This window comes from Kribbella sp. NPDC050820 (assembly GCF_040653975.1).
Lineage (GTDB): Bacteria > Actinomycetota > Actinomycetes > Propionibacteriales > Kribbellaceae > Kribbella.
Map to the genome: position 1 here is coordinate 1 of NZ_JBFAHB010000056.1, position 18,585 is coordinate 18,585.

Here is an 18,585-nt window from a genome sequence, read left to right on the forward strand (position 1 = left end):
CGGCCGGCTCAGGTCTCCGTCGACGGTGTCCCGGGTCTCCGGGCGGACGCCGACGACACTCTCGGCTCCAAGAGCGGCGAACAGGGCGTGGTAGACGTCGACGACATCCGGGCCGAGGGCCGACGCGGTCGGCACGACCACGATCCGGGCCTTCGATCCGCCCGCGGCCTCGACGAACTCCTGCAGCACCGTGCGCTTCTTCAGCTTGTCCTCGGCGCCACCGATGGCGAACAGGGCCCCCGGCCCGCTGCTCACCCCACCCTGCTGTTCAGACATAGCCGAAGGATAGGTGCTGACCCCCTCAGGAGCCTTATCCGGTCAGCGGCCGAAGGTGAGCCAGTTGAGGTTGACGAAGTCGGCGGGTTGGCCGCTGGTGAAGGTGATGTAGACGTCGTGGACACCGGTCACACCGGAGATGTTGGCCGGGACGGTGCGCCAGGACTGCCAGCCGCCGGTGTTGGCGATCGCGAAGCTGCCGATCGGTGGGTTGGAACGACTGTCCAGCCGGACTTCGACCAGCCCACTGACCCCACCTGCGGCGCCCGACGCGACACGCCCGACGAACTGGGTCGCCGCCGTACTGCCGAAGTCGAGTCCCCTGAACAGCGCCCAGTCGCCGTTGCCGATCTGCATCAGGTTCTGGCCGCCACCGGTGTCGGTCGTCGTCTCCACGCCCATGCCGGACTGCTGGCTGTTCGACTCGGCCTGGATCGTGCTGTAGGCGCTGCTACCACCGGGCGGCGGAGTGGTCGGGGGAGGAGTCGTGCCACCACCGCGTGACCAGACCGCGACGTAGTCCACGACCATCGGGTGGCCCGGAACGGTCTCCGGTCGCGGGGTCGGTCCGTTCAGCGCATCCGGGAAGGCGCCGCCGATGGCGACGTTCAGCAGGATGAAGTAGCCGGCGTGCGAGGTCATGTTCGTCCACGTGTCCGCGGGCAGCTGGCCCTGGCTGACCGCGTGGTACTGCTGTCCGTCGACGTACCAGCGCAACTGGTTCGGCGTGCTGCTGGTGTCCCACTCGAAGCGGTAGGTGTGGAAACCGGACTGGCAAGTCGAGCCCGGGCACGCGCGGCTGGCGCCGAGGCCGCTGGTCTCGTTGCACGGGCCGCCGGGGTTCACGCCGCAGTGCAGCACGCCCCAGACGGAGTTGATCCCGTTGACGTTCTCCATGATGTCGAACTCGCCGATGCCCGGCCAGTTCCAGTAGTTCCCCCGGTACGGCGCTCCGAGCGCCCAGAAAGCAGGCCAGTAGCCGAGGGCCGCGTTGCCCGTCACGTTCGGCATCTGGATCCGGCTCTCGATCGCGAGCACGCCACCGGACGGCGGCTTGAAGTTGCTGCGCTGGGTCTCGATCCGGGCCGACGTCCAGTTGCCGGCCGCGTCCCGGCGGGGCGTGATCCGCAGGTTCCCGGTGCCGTCGAGGGCCAGGTTGTTCGTGCTGCTCGTGTAGTTCTGGATCTCGCCGGTACCCCAGTTCGCGGGGCCGCCGGGGTAGCCGTGGCCGGTGTCGATGATCCAGTTGGCACTCGACGGCAACGTGCCGCTCGGGCCGTCGAAGTCGTCGCTCCAGACGGTCGTCCAGCCGGACGCGGGCGGCGGCACGCTGGCGTCAGCGGCGACCACTGCGCCGGTGACCGCGCCGGTGACTGCGCCGGCGACGAGTAGTGGGGTGAGCAATGCGGCGATCAAGGGGCGGGAACGCATAGCGACCTCCAGGGGTTGGTGAGGTCAATGTGAGCGCTCTCATGGCAACGTGTCAACAGCTCGTCACGGTCCGGATCAGAGCTGGCGGCGGTAGACCGTCGTACTGCGGCGGACCCGCATGCCGAGGTGTTCGTACATGGCGAGCGCGCCGGTCCCGGAGTGCGTCCAGAGGATGCAGTCCTGCCGGCCGAGCCGGCCGAACTCGGCGCAGGTCGCGTCGAGCATGGCGCGGGCGACGCCCTTGCGGCGCTGGTCCGCGCGGACGGCGAGCTGCTCGACGTACCCCTCTTCGGTCTCCGGCAGGTCGAGCGCGACGACGGCGCCGACGAGCTCGTTCCCGGCGTAGGCCAGCGTCGAAGCGTTCGGGAGGAAGGTCTCCCGGTCCACGGTCAGCCGGGCCCACTCGTCGTACGACTTCCGGCGCGGCTGGAACTCGGAGAACGCTGCCTCGATGAGCTCGTGCACTGCGTGCGCCTGCGCCTCGTCGTACCGGCTGATCGTGATGCCGTCCGGTGCCTGGAAGGAAGCCGCAGCCGCGATGGGCCGCTCCAGCAGCCAGTTGGTCGCGAGCACCTCGTAGCCGCGCGACCGCAGCAGGTCCGTCCCCGCCTTGTCTGCGTCGTCGACCGCCTGCGCCAGCCACTCGCTGCCCACCTCGCGCGACCGCGCCTCCGCCCACTCGACCAGCGCCGTACCGATCCCAAGACCCCGGTACGACGGATGCACGTCGATCTGACCGCGTTTGCCCAGATGCAGCCAACCCCATCCCGCCAGCTCACCGTCGGCGGCGTGGACGACGAGCGTGTCGCGCTCGACGTCGAGCTCCGGCCGCTGGAGATCCGCGGCGACCCCGTCCGGGACCACCTCGGCGCGGCCGTGCCACTGGATCTCGCCGGCGGCCAGCAGCCGGTAGATCGCCTCGGCGTCCGCGATCGTCGTGGATCGGCTCGTGAACCCCGGTGGCAACATGCCTCGATCATCCCGCACCCGCGCGGGAATCCCGCTCAGGCCGGGTGATCGGCGTCCGCGGCTTCCACTTCCTCGCGGCTGATGCCGAGCAGGTACAGGATCGTGTCCAGGTACGGCACGCTCACGTGGGTGTCGGCCGCCTCGCGGACGACCGGCTTGGCGTTGAACGCGACGCCGAGCCCGGCGGCGGCGAGCATGTCGAGGTCGTTGGCCCCGTCACCGATCGCGACCGTCTGGGACAGCGGCGTGCCGGACTTCTCGGCGAAGCGCCGCAGCGCGACCGCCTTGCCGGCCCGGTCGACCACGTCGCCGATCACCCGGCCGGTCAGCTTGCCGTCGACGATCTCCAGCTGGTTCGCCGCGGCGTAGTCGATGCCGAGGTCGGCGGCCAGCTTGTCGGTGATCTGGCTGAACCCGCCGCTGACGATCGCGAACTGGTACCCGAGCCGCTTCAATGTCCGCACCAGCGTCCGAGCTCCGGGCGCCAGCTGGATCGCCTCGTACACCTCGTCCAGCGCGGACACCGGCAGGCCTTCCAGCGCCGCGACCCGGTGGTGCAGGGACTCGGCGAACTCCAGCTCACCGCGCATCGCCCGCTCGGTGACCGCGGCGACCTCCTCCAGCCGGCCGGCGTGCCCGGCCAGCATCTCGATGACCTCGCCCTGGATCAGCGTCGAGTCGACGTCCATCACGATCAGCCGCTTGGCCCGCCGGTACAGCCCGCCGGCCTGGACGGCGACGTCCAGCTTCTGCCGGACCCCTTCCAGCGCGAGGACGGTCCGCAGCGCTTCCGGATCGACGCCGGAGACGGCGATCTCCATCGCGGTCACCGGGTAGCGCGCCATCCGGCTGATCCGGTCGATGTTCGCGCCGGTGTCGGCGATCCGGCCGGCCACCGCGGCCAGCCCGGCCGCGGTCAGCGGGTGCCCGATCACGGTCACCTGGCTGCGGCCCTCGCGCCGCGGCTCGTTGTCGCCGATCCCCTTCTTGACCGAGATGTCGACGTCGAGGATCGGTTCGAGCGCCTTGAGCTCTTCCTTGAGGGTCTTGTGGTCGCGCGGCGCCGACACCAGCACGCCGAGCACCAGGCGACCTCGTAGCACGACCTGCTCGGCATCGATGACCTCGACCCCGCGGGTGGCGAGCGTCGAAAGCACAGCGGAGGTCAGGCCCGGGCGGTCCGTGCCGGTCAGAGTGACCAGCAACGTCGGGCGATCGGGCGGTGGCGTCTCGAGCTCAGCCTGTCCTGTCATGGCACCACGAACGCTACCCACATCAGCTGTACGGCGTCGGTCCGGTCCATATCTCAGTCGTGAACGGGAGGCGCGCAGGCCGCGACCAACGCCCGGCGAGCGGCGGCCGCCAGGTCCGTCAGCGCGCGGCGGCGGGCATCTGCCTCGGCGCCGGTGACCGCCGCGCCGTCGTCCTCGAGCGCCGCGTCGGCGATGGCCAGACAGCGGCGAGCAGTCGCGGCCGTCTTCACGGCGCGCGGCTGGTACCCGGGCGCCAGGTCGTCGTTGCGACCGCTGCCGATCTTGCGGATGTCGATCAGCGCGTCCGCGATCTCCGGCTTCCACCGCGCCACGTCCAGCGCGGCCAGCGACTCGGCCGCGTCGATCAACGCCATCCGCAACCCGCGATCCGCCTCGCCGAAGTCGGCCGCCGGCGGACTCGTCGCCGCCATCACGGTCCACTGCACGGCCGGACCGACGTACGCCGGAACCAGCCCGATCTCGGGCCCGGTCAGTACGACGGCCTCACCCGACTCCAGCGCGGCTTCGTTGAACGGCGGCGGTCCGGCCAGGCCGATCGGGTCGCCGGGGACCGGCAGCGCGAGGTGTGCCTGGGTGGCGCCGGCGGCGCGCAGCAGGTTCAGCGCCACCGGCAACGTGGCAGGCGCGGGATGCGCGGCCAGGCCCGCGACGTGGTGCCCGACGTCGTCGCCGAGGATCTTCTGCGCGGCGGTGTCGGGGTCGCAGGCGCCGGTCAACATCGCGTTCGTCCACACGGTGAACCGAACCGAGGCGGAGGTCGTCAACACGCCCGCCAGTCTTGCACCACGTCGTCCGCCGGACGACATCAGCGGGCCGGGAGCGAGCGCGGCGGAGCGACCCCGTAGGTTTTGGGCATGACTGCAGTGGTGGAGCTGGCCGGTGTGTCGATCGTTCGTGGTGGGGCGCTGCTGCTCGACGGGATCGACTGGACCGTCGACGAGGCCGACCGGTGGGTGGTGATCGGCCCGAACGGCGCCGGCAAGACGACGCTGCTGCAAATCCTCGCGGCCCAGATCCACCCGACCGCAGGTGTCGCCGGCCTGCTCGGCGAGGTGCTCGGCGCGGTCGACGTGTTCGAGCTCCGGCCGCGGATCGGACTCACCAGTGCCGCATTGGCCGACCGGCTGCCGCGCGGCGAACGGGTGTCGGACGTCGTGGTCTCCGCGTCGTACGCAGTACTCGGCCGCTGGCGGGAGGAGTACGACGAGCTGGACCACCAGCGGGCCAAGGAGTTGCTGACCGAGCTCGGCATCGGCCACCTCGGCGACCGGACCTTCGGCACGCTGTCCGAGGGCGAGCGCAAGCGGGTCCAGATCGCCCGCGCGCTGATGACGGACCCCGAACTGATGCTGATGGACGAGCCGGCGGCCGGCCTCGACCTCACCGGGCGCGAGCAGTTGGTCCGGTCGCTCAGCTCAATCGCGACCGCGGTCGGCGCGCCGGCGATGGTGCTCGTCACCCACCACGTCGAAGAGGTCCCGCCGGGCTTCACCCACGCCCTGCTGCTCAAGCAGGGCCGGATCGTCGCAGCCGGCCCGATGGACGAGGCGCTCACCTCCGAGACCCTCAGCGAGACCTTCGACCTGGCCCTGTCCCTCAAGCAGGAGGACGGCCGCTACACCGCCCGAGCCCTCTGACCCGGGATCCCGCGGCGGACGGCGCGCGTCCAACAACCTGCTAGGAGCCCTCAACCTGGATAGGCTTGGCAGATGATGGATTGGCTGCGGGACAACATCTGGGCGGCGTGGCTGACTGCGGCCGCCGTCCTCGGTCTGGCCGAACTGGCTTCCCTCGACTTCACCTTGCTGATGCTGGCGGCCGGCGCGCTGACCGCCGCCGGGGTGGCGGCGATCTTCCCGGGGCTGCTCTGGCTGCAGATCGTCGTCGGGCTGATCACGGCCGCGGCCATGCTGGCGGCGATCCGTCCGCTGCTGGCCCGCAAGTTCCATCACGGCGGCGAGCTGAAGACCGGCTCGGCGCACGTCATCGGCCGCACCGGCACCGTGGTCAAGGAGATCCACCCCGACGGCGGCGGCTCGATCCGGATCGGCGGCGACCTGTGGACGGCCCGCCCGTTCGACGAGGTGTCGACGATCGCGCCCGGGACCCGGGTGGAGATCATGGCGATCGACGGCGCCACCGCCGTCGTCTACCCGGTCGGGGACTCACTGCACCAGCTCCCGAATCCGCAGCCGACGCACCAGGATCCGAAGCCCACCGATCCGCCGCCGAGCTGACCCGCGCCGTACCGTCGAGCATCCCGGTTGAGTGACCGGGTGGCCGCAGTACTGTCGACTGCAGAGGACGACAGAGATACCTGCGCGAACAGGCACCCGGCGCGCCGGGAACCGGTACGGCGAGTGGACCGTCGATAGGAAAGACTGTCCGTCCTGAGGGTTCTGTTCGAGTGGAGGGTCAAGTGACCGCGTTCCTCGTAGTGCTGGCAGTGGTCGCCTTGCTGGTGATCGTCACACTGATCAAGTCCGTCCGGGTGGTGCAGCAGCAGACCGTCGGGATCGTCGAGCGGTTCGGCAAGTTCAAGACCGGGTTGCAGCCCGGCCTGAACCTGTTGACGCCGTTCGTCGACAAGGTCCGGTACACCATCGACATGCGCGAGCAGGTCGTCGCGTTCCCGCCCCAGGGCGTCATCACCGAGGACAACCTGATGGTGTCGATCGACTCCGTCATCTACTTCCAGGTGAACGACCCGGTCCGGGCGACGTACGAGATCTCCAACTACATCCAGGCGATCGAGCAGCTCACCATGACGACGCTGCGCAACATCATCGGTGGCATGGACCTCGAGCAGACGCTGACGTCTCGCGAGGAGATCAACGAGAAGCTGCGGTACGTGCTGGACGAGGCGACCGGCAAGTGGGGCATCCGGGTGAACCGGGTCGAGCTCCGCTCGATCGACCCGCCCCCGTCGATCCAGGACTCGATGGAGAAGCAGATGCGCGCCGACCGCGACAAGCGCGCCGCGATCCTGACCGCCGAGGGTATGCGGCAGTCCGCCGTCCTGTCGGCCGAGGGCCAGAAGCAGTCCGCGATCCTCACCGCCCAAGGTGACAAGGAGTCCCGGATCCTGCGGGCGCAGGCCGAGCGGGAGGCCCGGATCCTGAAGGCCCAGGGTGAGGCGCAGGCCATCACCACGGTGTTCAACGCGATCCACGCCGGCAAGCCGGACCAGGGCCTGCTCGCCTACCAGTACCTGCAGATGCTCCCGTCGATCGCGCAGGGCGACGCCAACAAGCTGTGGATCGTGCCGAGCGAGATCGGCGACGCGCTCAAGGGGCTCGGCAGCGCGGTCGGCCAGGTGGCCGGCATCCCGCAGAAGGCCGAAGGCTCGTGGGAGGCGCCGGAGTTGGCCAACGGCGAGGTCCCGGCGATCGACACCGGCGCCGAACCGGATGCCGCCGTCGCCGAGGCCGACCACGCCGTCGCGGAGGCGATCGCCGCCGCGCAGAAGGCAGCGGTCAGCAGCCGCAGCCAGCAGCAGGCTCCGCCGTCGGTCGGCCAGACCCCGGAGCCCCCGGCTCCGCCGTCGGCCGAGCCGCCGCTGGAGCGCTGAGACAGCAGTACACAAAGCCCTCCCGGGTCGCCCGGGAGGGCTTCGTGCTGTCCGGGCGGATGGAACGATCGAAAGGTTGCCCGCTCAACGGATGGACCGATGAGCGGGGGAGCCTGTCAGGTGCGTAGAGTCTGGCAGCGATGACATGGTTCGAGGCGCTGTTCGTCCTGGTGGCGGGGATGGGCGCGGGCACGATCAACGCCGTGGTGGGGTCGGGCACGCTGCTGACCTTCCCCGCGTTGCTTGCCGTCGGCATCCCGCCGGTGCTGGCGAACGTGAGCAACAGCGTCGGCCTCGCTCCCGGTACGGCGGCCGGCGCGATCGGCTACCGGCGTGAGCTGGAGGGCCAGCGCGGCCGGATGATCCGGCTGATCCCGGCCTCGCTGACCGGCGGCATCCTCGGCGCTGTGCTGCTGCTGACGTTGCCCGATTCGGCTTTCCATGCCGTCGTACCGGTGCTGATCCTGCTCGGCTGTGTGCTGGTGGCCTTTCAGCCGTGGCTGTCGCGGTGGATCAGTGTGCCGTCGCACCACCACCGGGGTGCCTGGTGGGTGATTCCCGCGGTGTTCGCCACCGGCGTGTACGGCGGGTACTTCGGCGCCGCGCAAGGTGTCTTGTTGATGGCCATCCTGGGTCTGGGGCTGGACTCGAACCTGCAGCGGATGAACGGCTTGAAGAACGTGCTGGCGACGTTCGTGAACTCGGTCGCCGCGATCCTGTTCATCATCGTCGCCGACGTCGACTGGCTGGCCGCCGCCCTGATCGCGGTCGGTTCCACCATCGGCGGTTTCCTCGGCGCCCGCTACGGCCGCAAGCTCCCGCCGGTTGCCCTGCGCGCCCTGATCGTCTGCATCGGAATCGTCGCCATCGTCACGATGGTGTTCTGAGCCGCAGCCCGGCCAGCAACAGGTCCAGGCCGTAGTCGAACTGTTCGTCGCCACCCGTCGTCCGGGCCAGCTCCGGCGCGAGCTCGACGACGGACGGGAAGTCGCGGGCGGACAGCGATTCCATCGTCATCCGCAACCGCCGCCAGGCCTCCGGGTCGCGGCGCTCGGCGGCCATCTGGATCTCCCAGGACGTTGCCCCGAGCACGTAAGTGAACAACGTGGTGTGCGTCCGCGCCGCCGTCTCCGGGTCGAACCCGGCTCGCCGCAGCACGCCGAGCAACCCTTCGGCGACCCGCGCCGTCTCGTGACCGCTCAACGGCCGCCCGGACAGTAGTTGCGCCAGGCAAGGATGCTGCAACATCAGCAACCGCAGGCTCCGGCACACGAACCGCACCTGCTCCGGCCACTCCACATCCTCAGGTACGGCGGGCAGCAGCCCCATCAGGTGGTCGCGGACAGCGTCGTACAGGTCGTCCTTGTTGCGGAAGTACGTGTACAGCGCCATCGGCCCGACCCCGAGCTCCGCGGCCACCCCGCGCAGGCTGAAGCCGTCGGTGCCCTTGGACTCCATCAACTCCAGGGCAGTCCGGACGATCAGCTCCGAGCTCAGCGTGTTCCGCGGCGTCCTCGCCATGTGACGCACCTCCCTTCGACATCCATAACGTACAGTGTATAGTACGGTGTATGCGTGCGATAGAGATCACCGAGTTCGGCGGACCCGAGGTCCTCAAGGTCAGCGACGTCGCGGAGCCGGTCGCCGGCGACGGGCAGGTCCTGATCACGGTCGACCGGGCCGGCATCAACTACGCGGACACCCATCAGGTCGAGAACTCGTACCTGTCCAAGACCGTGCTCCCGCTGATCCCGGGCGGCGAGGTCGTCGGCACGACCGGCGACGGTCGCCGGGTCGTCGCGCTGGTCGGGTCCGGCGGCTATGCGGAGAAGGCTGTCGCGCACGCGCCGTACGCCTGGGATGTTCCGGAAGGTGTGACCGACGGGCAGGCGCTCGCCCTTGTTTTGCAGGGCACCACGGCCTGGCACTTGCTGAAGACCTCGACGCATCTGCAGCCGGGGGAGTCCGTGCTGGTGCACGCCGGAGCCGGTGGTGTCGGGTCCCTCGCCGTACAGCTCGCGAAGCTGTGGGGCGCCGGTCGGGTGATCGCGACCGCGTCCAGCGAGGAGAAGCGCAAGCAGGTGCTCGAGCTCGGTGCGGACGCCGCGATCGACGGTGAGCCGGAAGGGCTGAAGGACCGCATCCTCGAGGCGAACGGCGGCAAGCCGGTCGACATCGTGCTGGAGATGGTCGGTGGACCGACGTTCGACGAGTCGTTCGCGGCGCTCGCGCGGTTCGGCCGGCTGGTCACCTTCGGCGCTGCGTCCCGGCAGGCCGCTCAGCCGATCGACGCGAGCCGGTTGATGAAGGGCTCGAAGACGATCGCCGGCTTCTGGCTGGCCGACTGCTTCAAGGAGCCGGCGCTGCTCGGCGACCCGCTGGCCGAGCTGTTCGACCTGACCGCGAGCGGCAAGCTCCGCCCGATCGTCGGCGGCGAGTACGCGCTGTCCGAGGCCGCCACCGCCCACGAAGACCTGCGAGCCCGCCGTACCGTCGGCAAGCTCGTCCTCGACCCCACCCGCTGAACCCCCCAGGAGACGCAGATATGACGATCGCCGTAGAGAAGGTTCTGTACACCGCCAAGGCCACCGCGCGGGGCGGCCGGGACGGCAAGGTCGCAACCAACGACGGCAAGCTGGACGTCGTCGTCGCGCCGCCGGTCGAGATGGGCGGCAACGGCAAGGGCACCAACCCGGAGCAGCTGTTCGCTGCTGGGTACGCCGCCTGCTTCCACAGCGCGCTCAAGCTGGTGGCCCGCAAGGCCCGCCAGGACGCCGACGGCTCGACCGTCACCGCGCAGGTCGGCATCGGCCCGATCAACGGCGGCGCCGGCTACGGCCTGGAGGTCGTCCTCGAAGTCAGCCTGCCGGGTGTCGAGCGCGCCGTCGCCGAGGAGCTGGTCGCGAAGGCCCACGAGGTCTGCCCGTACTCCAACGCCACCCGTGGCAACATCAAGGTCGACCTCACGGTGGCCTGAGGTCAGTCCATCCGGGCCAGGGCCTCCTTGAGGAGGCTCTCGGTCTGGGAGATCGGCGCGGCCGCGATCGTGAGGGCTTCCATGATCGCGACGTACTCGTCGACCTCTTCGAGCTTGTCCAGGTACAGCGCGCTGGCCGCGTGCTCGATGTAGACGATGTCCGGCAGGTCGCCCTCGGGGAACCGCAGGATGCTGAACGCGCCACCCGCGCCCGGGTAGCCGAGGCTGCTGAACGGCATGATCTGCAGGGTGATGTTCGGCTGCTGCGCCCACATCATCAGGTGCTCGATCTGGGCCCGCATGATGTCCTCACCGCCGACCGGGCGGCGCAGCACGGACTCGTCGACGACCACCCACAGCCGGGCCGGGTTGGGCCGGTTCAGGATCTGCTGGCGGGTCACCCGCAGCGCGACCCGCTGCTCGATCTCCTCGGCCGGCAGGTACGCCTTGCCCATCTGGACGACGGCCCGCGCATACTCCTCGGTCTGCAGCAGGCCCGGGACGAACATCACCTCGTAGGTCCGGATCAGCGTCGCCGCGACCTCCAGGCCGACGTAGTTGGTGAACCAGCTCGGCATCACGTCGCCGTACCGGGACCACCAGCCCGGGTTGTTCGCGGCCCGGGCAAGCTCCATCAGCCGGAAGCGCTCTTCCTCGTCCTGCATGCCGTAGAGCTCGAGCAGGTCGCTGACGTCGCGCTCCTTGAACCCGACCCGGCCGAGCTCCATCCGGCTGACCTTGGACTCGGAGGCGCGGATCTGCCAGCCGGCGTCGGCGCGACTGATCCCGGCCTGCTCCCGCATCCGCCGCAGCTGTCCGCCCAGCATGATCCGGAGAGCGGTCGGTCCACCCTCGCCACCCGACACCGTCACTTGGTCACCCAACCCAGCACCCGTCCACGCACCCATTTCAGCCCGCGATGCTACCGCCTGTCCACGGCAACAGGCAGTAACCCGTCCACAGACTTCCTTGCCGCACCTCCTACAGTGGCCCGCATGGAGAACGAGATCAGCGTGGTGGACGCCAAGGAGCGCAGCCGGTACGAGGCGGTCGACTCCGAGGGCAACCTGATGGGCTTCGTCGACTACAAGCTGTACCCCGAGGTCATCAGCTTCTTGCATGCCGAGACGATTCCGGAGTTCCGCGGGCGCGGCGTGGCCGGGCGGATCGCCATCAAGTCGCTGGAGGACGCCCGGGACGCGGGCCTGCGGGTGAAGCCGGCCTGCCCGTTCTACCAGGAGTTCCTCGCCGAGCACCCGGAGTACGAGGACCTGACGAAGCGGAAGTCGGAGTGACCGGGCCGGTGCTGGGCAAGCTCGACTGGCAGCCCGCCGCCGAGGTCCCCGAGCTGCTGGCCGAGCCGGTCCGCGACGCGCTCGGGACGATCCCGGGGTACGCCGCCGCGATCGATCCCGGTCTCGCGGACACGGCCGCCTTCTGCGCGGAGTACGACGTACCGATGGCCGCCTCGGCGAACTGCGTGATCGTGCACGGCAAGCGCGCCGGCGAGTCGACGTACGCCGCGGTGATGGTGCTCGCCACCCACCGGGCCGACGTGAACGGCGTGATCCGCAAGCACCTCGGGGTGCGGAAGATCTCCTTCGCCGCCCAGGACGACGCGGTCAGCGCGACCAGGATGGAGTACGGCGGCATCACGCCGATCGGACTGCCCCCGGACTGGCCGGTCCTGGTCGACGAGGCGGTCGTGAACGCCGGACCGGTCGTGATCGGCAGCGGCGTCCGCGCGTCCAAGCTGCTCGTCGAAGGCGCCGACCTGGCCAAACTCGCCACCGCCGAGGTGCTGCAACTCGCGTCACCCACTGACTGACCGGTTCGTCACTCTTGCCGTCGACGGCGTCGAGTAGGTGTCAGCCGAGTGCCCGGCGGAGGGCGGCCAGCTTGTCGGCCTCCATCCGCTGGGTGACGGCAGCGCCGCGGACCATCGACGAGCCGTGGAACGTGCCCGGGTAGTGGTGCAGCTCCGTGCTGACACCGGCCGCGAGCAGGCGCTGCGCGTAGATCAGCCCTTCGTCGCGCAGCGGGTCGAACTCGCAGGTCGACACGAACGCGGGCGGCAGTCCGGCAAGGTCCTCGGCCCGCGCCGGAGCGGCGTACTGCAACCCGAGCTTCTCGGGATCCCCGGACAGGTAGTACTTCCAGCTCAGGACGGCGGCCGGACGGTTCCACAACGGCGTGTCGACGAAGGTTGTCATCGACTCGGTGTCGAGCCGGTCGTCGAGCTCGGGAATGTCGAGCATCTGGAAACACAGCGCCGGGCCCTGGCGGTCGCGAGCGAGCAGTGCGACAGCAGCAGCCAGACCACCGCCCGCGCTCTCCCCACCGACCGCGATCCGGTCCCGATCGACACCCAGTTCGTCGGCGTTGGCAGCGAGCCACTCCAAGGCGGCGTAGCAGTCCTCGAGCCCAGCTGGGAACGGATGCTCCGGAGCAAGCCGGTAGTCCGGGGCAACGACCACGGCACCACAGGTCGCGGCGACGTCGACCGGCGCCTGCTCGAACGTGTCGAGGTCACCCAGCACGAATCCACCGCCATGGATCTGGACGTACCCCGGCCGCAACGCGTCGCTCGCCTCAGTGGGCGCATAAACCCGGGCGGTGATGTCGGGTGCGCCGTCCCGGCCGGGGATCGACACGTCACGGATGCCGATGCCGTCCGGCACCTGCACCGGCGGGAGCTGGCTGAGCAGCTCGTCGGTCTGACTGCGGCTGGCCACGATGTCCGCCAGGTCGATCTCGGGCAGCATCGCGAGCCAGGGCTGGAGCTCGGGGTCGAACGGGTAGTCGGTCATCGCGGTCTCCTTGCTCGAGGGTGAGTCGAGCATGCGGGTCCACCCTGCCATGCCACAGCCGCCGGATGGCGGTAGTCCGGCGCCGGGATTCCGCCGTCTGGCGGAGCGGTGAGCCGGTAGCCTCGATTCATGAAGGGCCTGTTGCTGCGGCTGTCCGCGCTGGACGCGGACGCGGAGAGCGCCGTGCGCGTGATCGGCTTCTTCGACGCCCTGATGACCGGCAAGGCCGACCTCACCACGCTTCTGAAGAGTACGGCGGCACTCGCCGAGAGCCCGGTCGGCATCGAGGCCGCCGGTCGTGGCCTGGTGCTCCGGGCCGACCCATCCGGCGCCGTTGACATCGCCGGACCACCTGCCGCCGCCCAGGTCCGCGAGTACGGCGACGCCGTCTTCTGGTTGGCCCGCGACGGGGCCGCGCTGTCCCTCGACGAGATCGTGCTCGAGCGGTTCGCGCTAGCGGGCTCGGTGCTGCTCGACCGGACCGTGAGTGGCCTGCCTGCGGTCGGCGATCCGGCTCTGGTCGAGCTGGTCGTCTCGGGTTCCGCAGGGATCGCCGAGCGGTCCCGTGCCCTGCACCTGCTCGGCGTCGGTCCGACCGCGTCGCTGCGAGTCGCCGTGTCAACCGGTCCGCCCGCGATGCGCACGCTCTCCGCAGTTGTCGGCGACCGCGTGGTCACCTTGTGGCCGGGAGACGTACCGGTTGAGGCGGCCAGCGGAGTGCGGACCGGCGTCGGACCGGCGCTGCCTGCGATTCGTGCGGCCGAGTCCTGGCGGGACGCCTGTACTGCGCTGCGCCTCACCTCACCGGAGGAGCCAGTCGTCAGGACCGACGCTCTCGGCGGTCTGCTGGTCCTGGCCGAGCGGCTGCGTCCCGAGGACATCGTGGCCTCGCCGGACGTCGCCGCACTCGATCGGATCGCGGCCGAGCCGGGCGGTGACGATCTGCTCGCGATCCTCCGCGCGTACTGCTTCACCGACTCGGTCCGGAAGGCGGCCGCGCTGGTCTACCGGCATCACAGCACGGTGGCCTACCGCCTCGAGCATGCGGAGAGCGTGCTGGGCTTCGAGCTGGGCAATCCCAACGGCCGCTTCCGCCTCTACCTTGCACTGGTGATGCGCGCACTAAGGTAGGCCGGGTGGGTTCGCTGCTGATTGCCGGTACGACGTCCGACGCGGGCAAGACGACCGTGGTGACCGGGCTGTGCCGGTGGCTGGCTCGTCAGGGTGTCCGGGTGGCGCCGTACAAGGCACAGAACATGTCGAACAACTCGATGGTCTGCGCGGACGGCGCCGAGATCGGCCGGGCGCAGTGGATCCAGGCCGTCGCCGCGGGTGCCGAGCCGGAGGCCGCGATGAACCCGGTGCTGCTCAAGCCGGGCAGCGATCGCCGCAGTCACGTCGTCCTGATGGGGGAGCCGTGGGGCGAGCTGAGCGCCCGCGGCTTTCTCACCGAGCGGGCCGAGCTGGCCAAGGCGGCGTTCGCGGCGTACGACGATCTGGCGTCCAGGTACGACGTGGTGATCAGCGAGGGTGCGGGCAGCCCGACTGAGATCAACCTGCGGCAGTCCGACTACGTGAACATGGGACTCGCGCAGCACATCAAGGCGCCGGTCGTCGTGGTCGGCGACATCGACCGCGGGGGAGTGTTCGCGTCGATGTTCGGGACGGTCGCGCTGCTGGACGCCGCGGACCAGGCGTTGCTCAGCGGGTTCCTGGTGAACAAGTTCCGCGGTGACGTGTCGCTGCTGCAGCCGGGGATCGACATGCTCACGTCCGCGACCGGCCGGCCGACGTACGGGGTGCTCCCGTGGTTGCCCGAGCTGTGGCTGGACAGCGAGGACGCCCTCGACATCCCGGTACGGCGGAGCGCCCCGGCCGACCTGCTCACGATCGCGGTGGTCCGGTTCCCGCGGATCAGCAACTTCACCGACCTGGACGCGCTCGCGGTCGAGCCGACGAACAGCGTGTTCTTCACGACCAGCCCGGCCGAGATCCGGGACGCCGATCTGGTCGTGCTGCCGGGGTCGCGGGCGACCGTGGCGGATCTGCAGTGGCTGCGTGAGCACGGCCTGGCCGAGGCGGTGGCGGCTCGCGTCGCGGCCGGGCGGCCGGTGCTCGGGATCTGTGGCGGGTACCAGTTGCTGGGCGGTGCGATCTCGGATCCGCACGGCGTCGAGGGCGGCGGGGATCACAGCGGTCTTGGGCTGTTGCCGGTGGCAACTGCGTTCGCGGCCGAGAAGGTGCTGGCTCGGCCGGCGGCGACGGCGTACGAGATCCACCACGGCGTGGTGACGGTCACCGGGGTGGCGGATGCGTTCCCGGGCGGGTGCCGGGTCGGGAACACCTGGGGGACGATCTGGCACGGGCTGCTCGACGACGACGCGGCCCGGCACGCGTTCCTGACCGAGGTCGCCGGCCTGACCGGCAAGCCGGCGCCGGACGGTACGGTCTCGTTCGCCGCGCTGCGTGAGGCCCGGCTCGACCGGCTGGCCGACGCGATCGACGCGTACGTCGACACGGCTGACCTGATGAAGCTGATCGAGCACGGACCGAGCGCCGTACCCTTCGTCCCGCCGGGTGCGCCGGAAACTGTCTGAGGTCTCGGTTAGCGTGCTCAGTCATGAAGGCTGAGCTGCAGAAGTACCTCCAGGCCACCCGTGCGCTGATGCTCGCGAAGCTCGACGGACTGAGCGAGTACGATCGCCGCCGCCCGCTGGTGCCGTCCGGGACGAACCTGCTCGGCCTGGTCAAGCACCTCACCGGGATCGAGTACGTCTACCTCGGCACGAGCGTCGGCCGCCCGCCGGAGAAGCCGCTGCCCTGGGAGGAGGACGGCTCGGTCTGGGAGGGCGCCGACATGTGGGCGCTCCCGTCGGAGAGCACGGAGTACATCTCCGATCTCTACCGGGCCGCCTGTGCGCACAGCGACCGCAGCATCGCCGACCTCCCGCTCGACGCGCCGGCCGAGGTCCCGCACTGGGCGGAGGGCAAGCGCAGTACGACGTTCGGCGCCCTGCTGGTCCGCGTCGTCGACGAGACCGCCCACCACGCCGGTCACGCCGACATCGTCCGCGAGCTGATCGACGGCCAGGGCGGCGCCGACGCCGACATGATGGACCAGGCCGCCTGGACCGACTTCTACACCAAGATCCAGCGCGCCGCCGAGACCTTCCGCTGACGCCCGAACCCGATGCGGAACACTGGGCAGCGTGGATGACTTCGAGCGCCTGCGTGGGCGGTTGTTCGGGATCGCCTACCGGATGATGGGTACGGCGGCCGACGCCGAGGAGATCGTCCAGGAGGCCTGGCTGCGCTGGCAGGGTGTGGACCAGGACACGGTCAAGGACCCCGACGCCTACCTGGCGAAGATCGTCACCAACCTGTCGATCAAGCAGCTCAGCTCGGCCCGGGTACGGCGCGAGACGTACGTGGGTGAGTGGTTGCCCGAGCCGGTGCTCACCGGAGGGCGCTTCGAGGAGCTCGGCCCGCTGGACGTGGTCGCCGAGCGCGACTCGGTGTCGATGGCGTTGCTGGTCGTGCTCGAACGGCTCACGCCGGCCGAGCGGGCGGCGTACGTACTGCGCGAAGCCTTCGCCTACAGCTACCGCGAGGTCGCCGAACTGATCGGCACGTCCGAGGCCAACGCCCGGCAACTGGTCTCCCGGGCGTCGAAGCGGGTGGCTGCCGAGCCGCGGCGCGAGCGCCGGGTCGACCGGAAGGAGTGGCATCGCCTGGTCGAACGGTTTATCGCGGCCGCCCAGCAGGGCGAGCTAGCCGAGCTGGAGGCGCTGCTCGCCGAGGACGTGGTGTCGCGGGCCGACGGCGGCGGCAAGGTGTTCGCGGCGCGGAACGCGCTCACCGGCCGGGAGCGGGTCGCGCGCTACCTGGTCGGTGCCCTGCAGAAGTTCGGCGAGGGCCTCGAGGTCCGGTTCGGCGAGGCGAACGGGCAGCCGACGTTCCTTGCCGTCAGCCCCCGTGGCGTCGAGGCGGTCTGCTTCGTCGACTTCGGCGACGACGGCGGGGTGACCGACCTCCGGTTCGTGATGAATCCGGACAAACTCACGTTCGCGGCCGCACAACTGTCACGAATCGGAGGGCTGTCAGATCTTCCTTGGTGACCGAAAGGACACCAAAGATGACAACCCTCCTCGTCACCGGCGGCACCGGGTCCCTGGGCCGGCCGACGGTCGAACAGCTGCGCGCCGCCGGGCACACCGTCCGGGTGCTCAGCCGCCGGACCGGACCGGGCCTGGTCACCGGCGACCTGACCACCGGCAACGGCATCCGCGCGGCCGCCGACGGCGTCGACATGATCGTCCACCTCGCCACCGCGCAGGGGAAGAAGGACATCCAGCAGACCCGCAACCTGCTCGACGCCGCGCCGGCGTCGACGCACGTGCTGTACATGTCGATCGCCGGCATCGACCGGATCCCGCTGGCGTACTACCAGCACAAACTCGAGGCCGAGCGGCTGATCGAGGCCCGGGCGTCGTACACGATCCTGCGGGCCACCCAGTTCCACAACCTGCTCGACCGGATCTTCAGCATCAAGATGCCGGCCATCTTCGCGCCGGCCGCCGCGTTGCAGCCGATCGCCGTGTCCGACGTCGCCACCCGCCTGACCGAGCTCGTCGGCCGGCCGGTGATCGGCCGGGCAGCGGACATCGGTGGGCCGGAGACGCGGCCGGTGCCGGAGCTCGCCCGGGCCTGGAAGGCTGCCCGGGGATCGCGTCGGCCGGTGGTGCCGGTCAAGGTCCCAGGCAAGATGTTCGGGGCCTTCGTCGACGGCTACGCCAACGTCGTCGGGCCGCCGTACGGCACGGTCACCTTCGACGACTACCTCGGCGGCAAAGAGTGAACCTCTACGTGCGGTCCGTCCTGGTGATTTTCGCCGCGTTCGAGCTCGTGCTGGGCGTGTGGATGACGTTCCTGCCGGCCAGCTTCTACGAGATGCCGACGGTGGACTGGACGCCGCCGTACAGCGAGCATCTTTTCCGCGACCTGGGTGGCATGAAGCTCGGGATGGCCATCGTGCTCACCGCGGCCGCGGTCAGTTTCGACTGGCTGCTGACCCGGGTCGCGCTGCTGGCCTACTTGGCGTTCTCCGTGACGCACATGGTGTTCCACCTCGGGCATCTCGAGGGCGATTCGCCGGGGTGGTCGGCCGTGCTGGTCGCGATCATCACGCTGAGCGTGCTGCTGCCGCTGACCGCTCTGATCAGCGCCCTCGTCGGCACACGCAGGATGGCTTGACGACTGTGACAGTAGGACTGTCAC

General features: G+C 70.0%; 21 protein-coding genes and 1 pseudogene. 14 read left to right on the plus strand and 8 right to left on the minus strand.

All coding sequences use genetic code 11. The features are described from left to right. From AB0H36_RS34470 to AB0H36_RS34490, 5 genes and pseudogenes are all read right to left on the minus strand, one after another. A pseudogene (locus AB0H36_RS34470) lies at positions 1 to 276 on the minus strand (cyanophycinase); the annotation flags it as partial. 42 nt (positions 277 to 318) lie between these two features. After that, positions 319 to 1,707 (minus strand): carbohydrate-binding protein, encoded by a 1,389-nt coding sequence (locus AB0H36_RS34475; RefSeq protein ID WP_360533459.1) that lies wholly within the window; start codon positions 1,705 to 1,707, stop codon positions 319 to 321. Positions 1,708 to 1,782: 75 nt separating this feature from the next. Beyond that, positions 1,783 to 2,676 carry a GNAT family N-acetyltransferase gene (locus AB0H36_RS34480; RefSeq protein ID WP_360533462.1) on the minus strand — a complete coding sequence of 298 codons (894 nt, stop codon included), beginning with the start codon at positions 2,674 to 2,676 and terminating at the stop codon, positions 1,783 to 1,785. 35 nt (positions 2,677 to 2,711) lie between these two features. Then, positions 2,712 to 3,929: a phosphoserine phosphatase SerB gene (gene serB / locus AB0H36_RS34485; protein ID WP_360533465.1), complete on the minus strand. Its 1,218-nt coding sequence runs from the start codon at positions 3,927 to 3,929 to the stop codon at positions 2,712 to 2,714. 53 nt (positions 3,930 to 3,982) lie between these two features. After that, positions 3,983 to 4,717, minus strand: coding sequence for a hypothetical protein (locus AB0H36_RS34490; protein WP_360533468.1), 735 nt, complete (start codon positions 4,715 to 4,717; stop codon positions 3,983 to 3,985). Positions 4,718 to 4,804: 87 nt separating this feature from the next. On the opposite strand from AB0H36_RS34490, the gene AB0H36_RS34495 reads away from it, so the two are divergent. From AB0H36_RS34495 to AB0H36_RS34510, 4 genes are all read left to right on the plus strand, one after another. Continuing rightward, a complete protein-coding gene (locus AB0H36_RS34495) occupies positions 4,805 to 5,587 on the plus strand; it encodes an ABC transporter ATP-binding protein (protein WP_360533471.1) in 783 nt (260 codons plus the stop codon). Positions 5,588 to 5,659: 72 nt separating this feature from the next. After that, positions 5,660 to 6,187: an NfeD family protein gene (locus AB0H36_RS34500; protein WP_360533474.1), complete on the plus strand. Its 528-nt coding sequence runs from the start codon at positions 5,660 to 5,662 to the stop codon at positions 6,185 to 6,187. A gap of 182 nt (positions 6,188 to 6,369) precedes the next feature. Beyond that, entirely contained in the window at positions 6,370 to 7,521 is a 1,152-nt protein-coding gene (locus tag AB0H36_RS34505; protein WP_360533477.1) for an SPFH domain-containing protein, read from the plus strand. Positions 7,522 to 7,661: 140 nt separating this feature from the next. After that, a complete protein-coding gene (locus AB0H36_RS34510; protein ID WP_360533480.1) occupies positions 7,662 to 8,408 on the plus strand; it encodes a sulfite exporter TauE/SafE family protein in 747 nt (248 codons plus the stop codon). Here the strand turns inward: AB0H36_RS34510 and AB0H36_RS34515 are convergent. Beyond that, the gene (locus AB0H36_RS34515) at positions 8,392 to 9,042 is read right to left on the minus strand and encodes a TetR/AcrR family transcriptional regulator (protein WP_360533482.1); all 651 of its coding nucleotides are present in this window, start codon (positions 9,040 to 9,042) and stop codon (positions 8,392 to 8,394) included. The two genes, AB0H36_RS34510 and AB0H36_RS34515, sit on opposite strands and share 17 nt — an antisense overlap. 50 nt (positions 9,043 to 9,092) lie before the next feature. Here AB0H36_RS34515 and AB0H36_RS34520 point away from each other — a divergent pair, with 50 nt between their 5' ends. Continuing rightward, a complete protein-coding gene (locus AB0H36_RS34520) occupies positions 9,093 to 10,046 on the plus strand; it encodes an NADPH:quinone oxidoreductase family protein (protein ID WP_360533485.1) in 954 nt (317 codons plus the stop codon). A gap of 20 nt (positions 10,047 to 10,066) precedes the next feature. Beyond that, positions 10,067 to 10,498 carry an organic hydroperoxide resistance protein gene (locus tag AB0H36_RS34525; RefSeq protein WP_360533488.1) on the plus strand — a complete coding sequence of 144 codons (432 nt, stop codon included), beginning with the start codon at positions 10,067 to 10,069 and terminating at the stop codon, positions 10,496 to 10,498. Positions 10,499 to 10,500: 2 nt separating this feature from the next. On the opposite strand, the gene AB0H36_RS34530 is transcribed toward AB0H36_RS34525, so the two are convergent. After that, positions 10,501 to 11,325, minus strand: a complete 825-nt coding sequence (locus tag AB0H36_RS34530; RefSeq protein ID WP_360533659.1) for a helix-turn-helix transcriptional regulator — start codon at positions 11,323 to 11,325, stop codon at positions 10,501 to 10,503. Positions 11,326 to 11,493: 168 nt separating this feature from the next. Between AB0H36_RS34530 and AB0H36_RS34535 the strand changes: the two genes are divergently transcribed. Together AB0H36_RS34535 and AB0H36_RS34540 are read left to right on the plus strand one after the other, a co-directional pair. Continuing rightward, entirely contained in the window at positions 11,494 to 11,793 is a 300-nt protein-coding gene (locus tag AB0H36_RS34535; protein WP_360533491.1) for a GNAT family N-acetyltransferase, read from the plus strand. After that, entirely contained in the window at positions 11,790 to 12,326 is a 537-nt protein-coding gene (locus AB0H36_RS34540) for a YbaK/EbsC family protein (RefSeq protein ID WP_360533494.1), read from the plus strand. The genes AB0H36_RS34535 and AB0H36_RS34540 overlap by 4 nt, the downstream gene beginning before the upstream one ends. A gap of 40 nt (positions 12,327 to 12,366) precedes the next feature. Here the strand turns inward: AB0H36_RS34540 and AB0H36_RS34545 are convergent, their stop codons facing one another. Then, the gene (locus AB0H36_RS34545) at positions 12,367 to 13,341 is read right to left on the minus strand and encodes an alpha/beta hydrolase (RefSeq protein ID WP_360533497.1); all 975 of its coding nucleotides are present in this window, start codon (positions 13,339 to 13,341) and stop codon (positions 12,367 to 12,369) included. 96 nt (positions 13,342 to 13,437) lie between these two features. On the opposite strand from AB0H36_RS34545, the gene AB0H36_RS34550 reads away from it, so the two are divergent. From AB0H36_RS34550 to AB0H36_RS34575, 6 genes are read left to right on the plus strand one after another with little or no spacing between them, the layout of a single operon-like run. Further along, positions 13,438 to 14,439: a helix-turn-helix domain-containing protein gene (locus AB0H36_RS34550; RefSeq protein ID WP_360533500.1), complete on the plus strand. Its 1,002-nt coding sequence runs from the start codon at positions 13,438 to 13,440 to the stop codon at positions 14,437 to 14,439. A gap of 5 nt (positions 14,440 to 14,444) precedes the next feature. Continuing rightward, entirely contained in the window at positions 14,445 to 15,905 is a 1,461-nt protein-coding gene (locus AB0H36_RS34555; RefSeq protein ID WP_360533503.1) for a cobyric acid synthase, read from the plus strand. A 23-nt stretch (positions 15,906 to 15,928) separates the two neighbouring features. After that, positions 15,929 to 16,486: a DinB family protein gene (locus AB0H36_RS34560; RefSeq protein WP_360533506.1), complete on the plus strand. Its 558-nt coding sequence runs from the start codon at positions 15,929 to 15,931 to the stop codon at positions 16,484 to 16,486. A gap of 31 nt (positions 16,487 to 16,517) precedes the next feature. Beyond that, positions 16,518 to 17,426, plus strand: a complete 909-nt coding sequence (locus tag AB0H36_RS34565; protein WP_360533509.1) for an RNA polymerase sigma-70 factor — start codon at positions 16,518 to 16,520, stop codon at positions 17,424 to 17,426. A 17-nt stretch (positions 17,427 to 17,443) separates the two neighbouring features. Continuing rightward, positions 17,444 to 18,166 (plus strand): NAD(P)H-binding protein, encoded by a 723-nt coding sequence (locus AB0H36_RS34570; protein WP_360533512.1) that lies wholly within the window; start codon positions 17,444 to 17,446, stop codon positions 18,164 to 18,166. Further along, positions 18,163 to 18,561, plus strand: a complete 399-nt coding sequence (locus tag AB0H36_RS34575; protein ID WP_360533515.1) for a hypothetical protein — start codon at positions 18,163 to 18,165, stop codon at positions 18,559 to 18,561. The genes AB0H36_RS34570 and AB0H36_RS34575 overlap by 4 nt, the downstream gene beginning before the upstream one ends. The last annotated feature ends 24 nt before the right edge of the window (positions 18,562 to 18,585 follow it).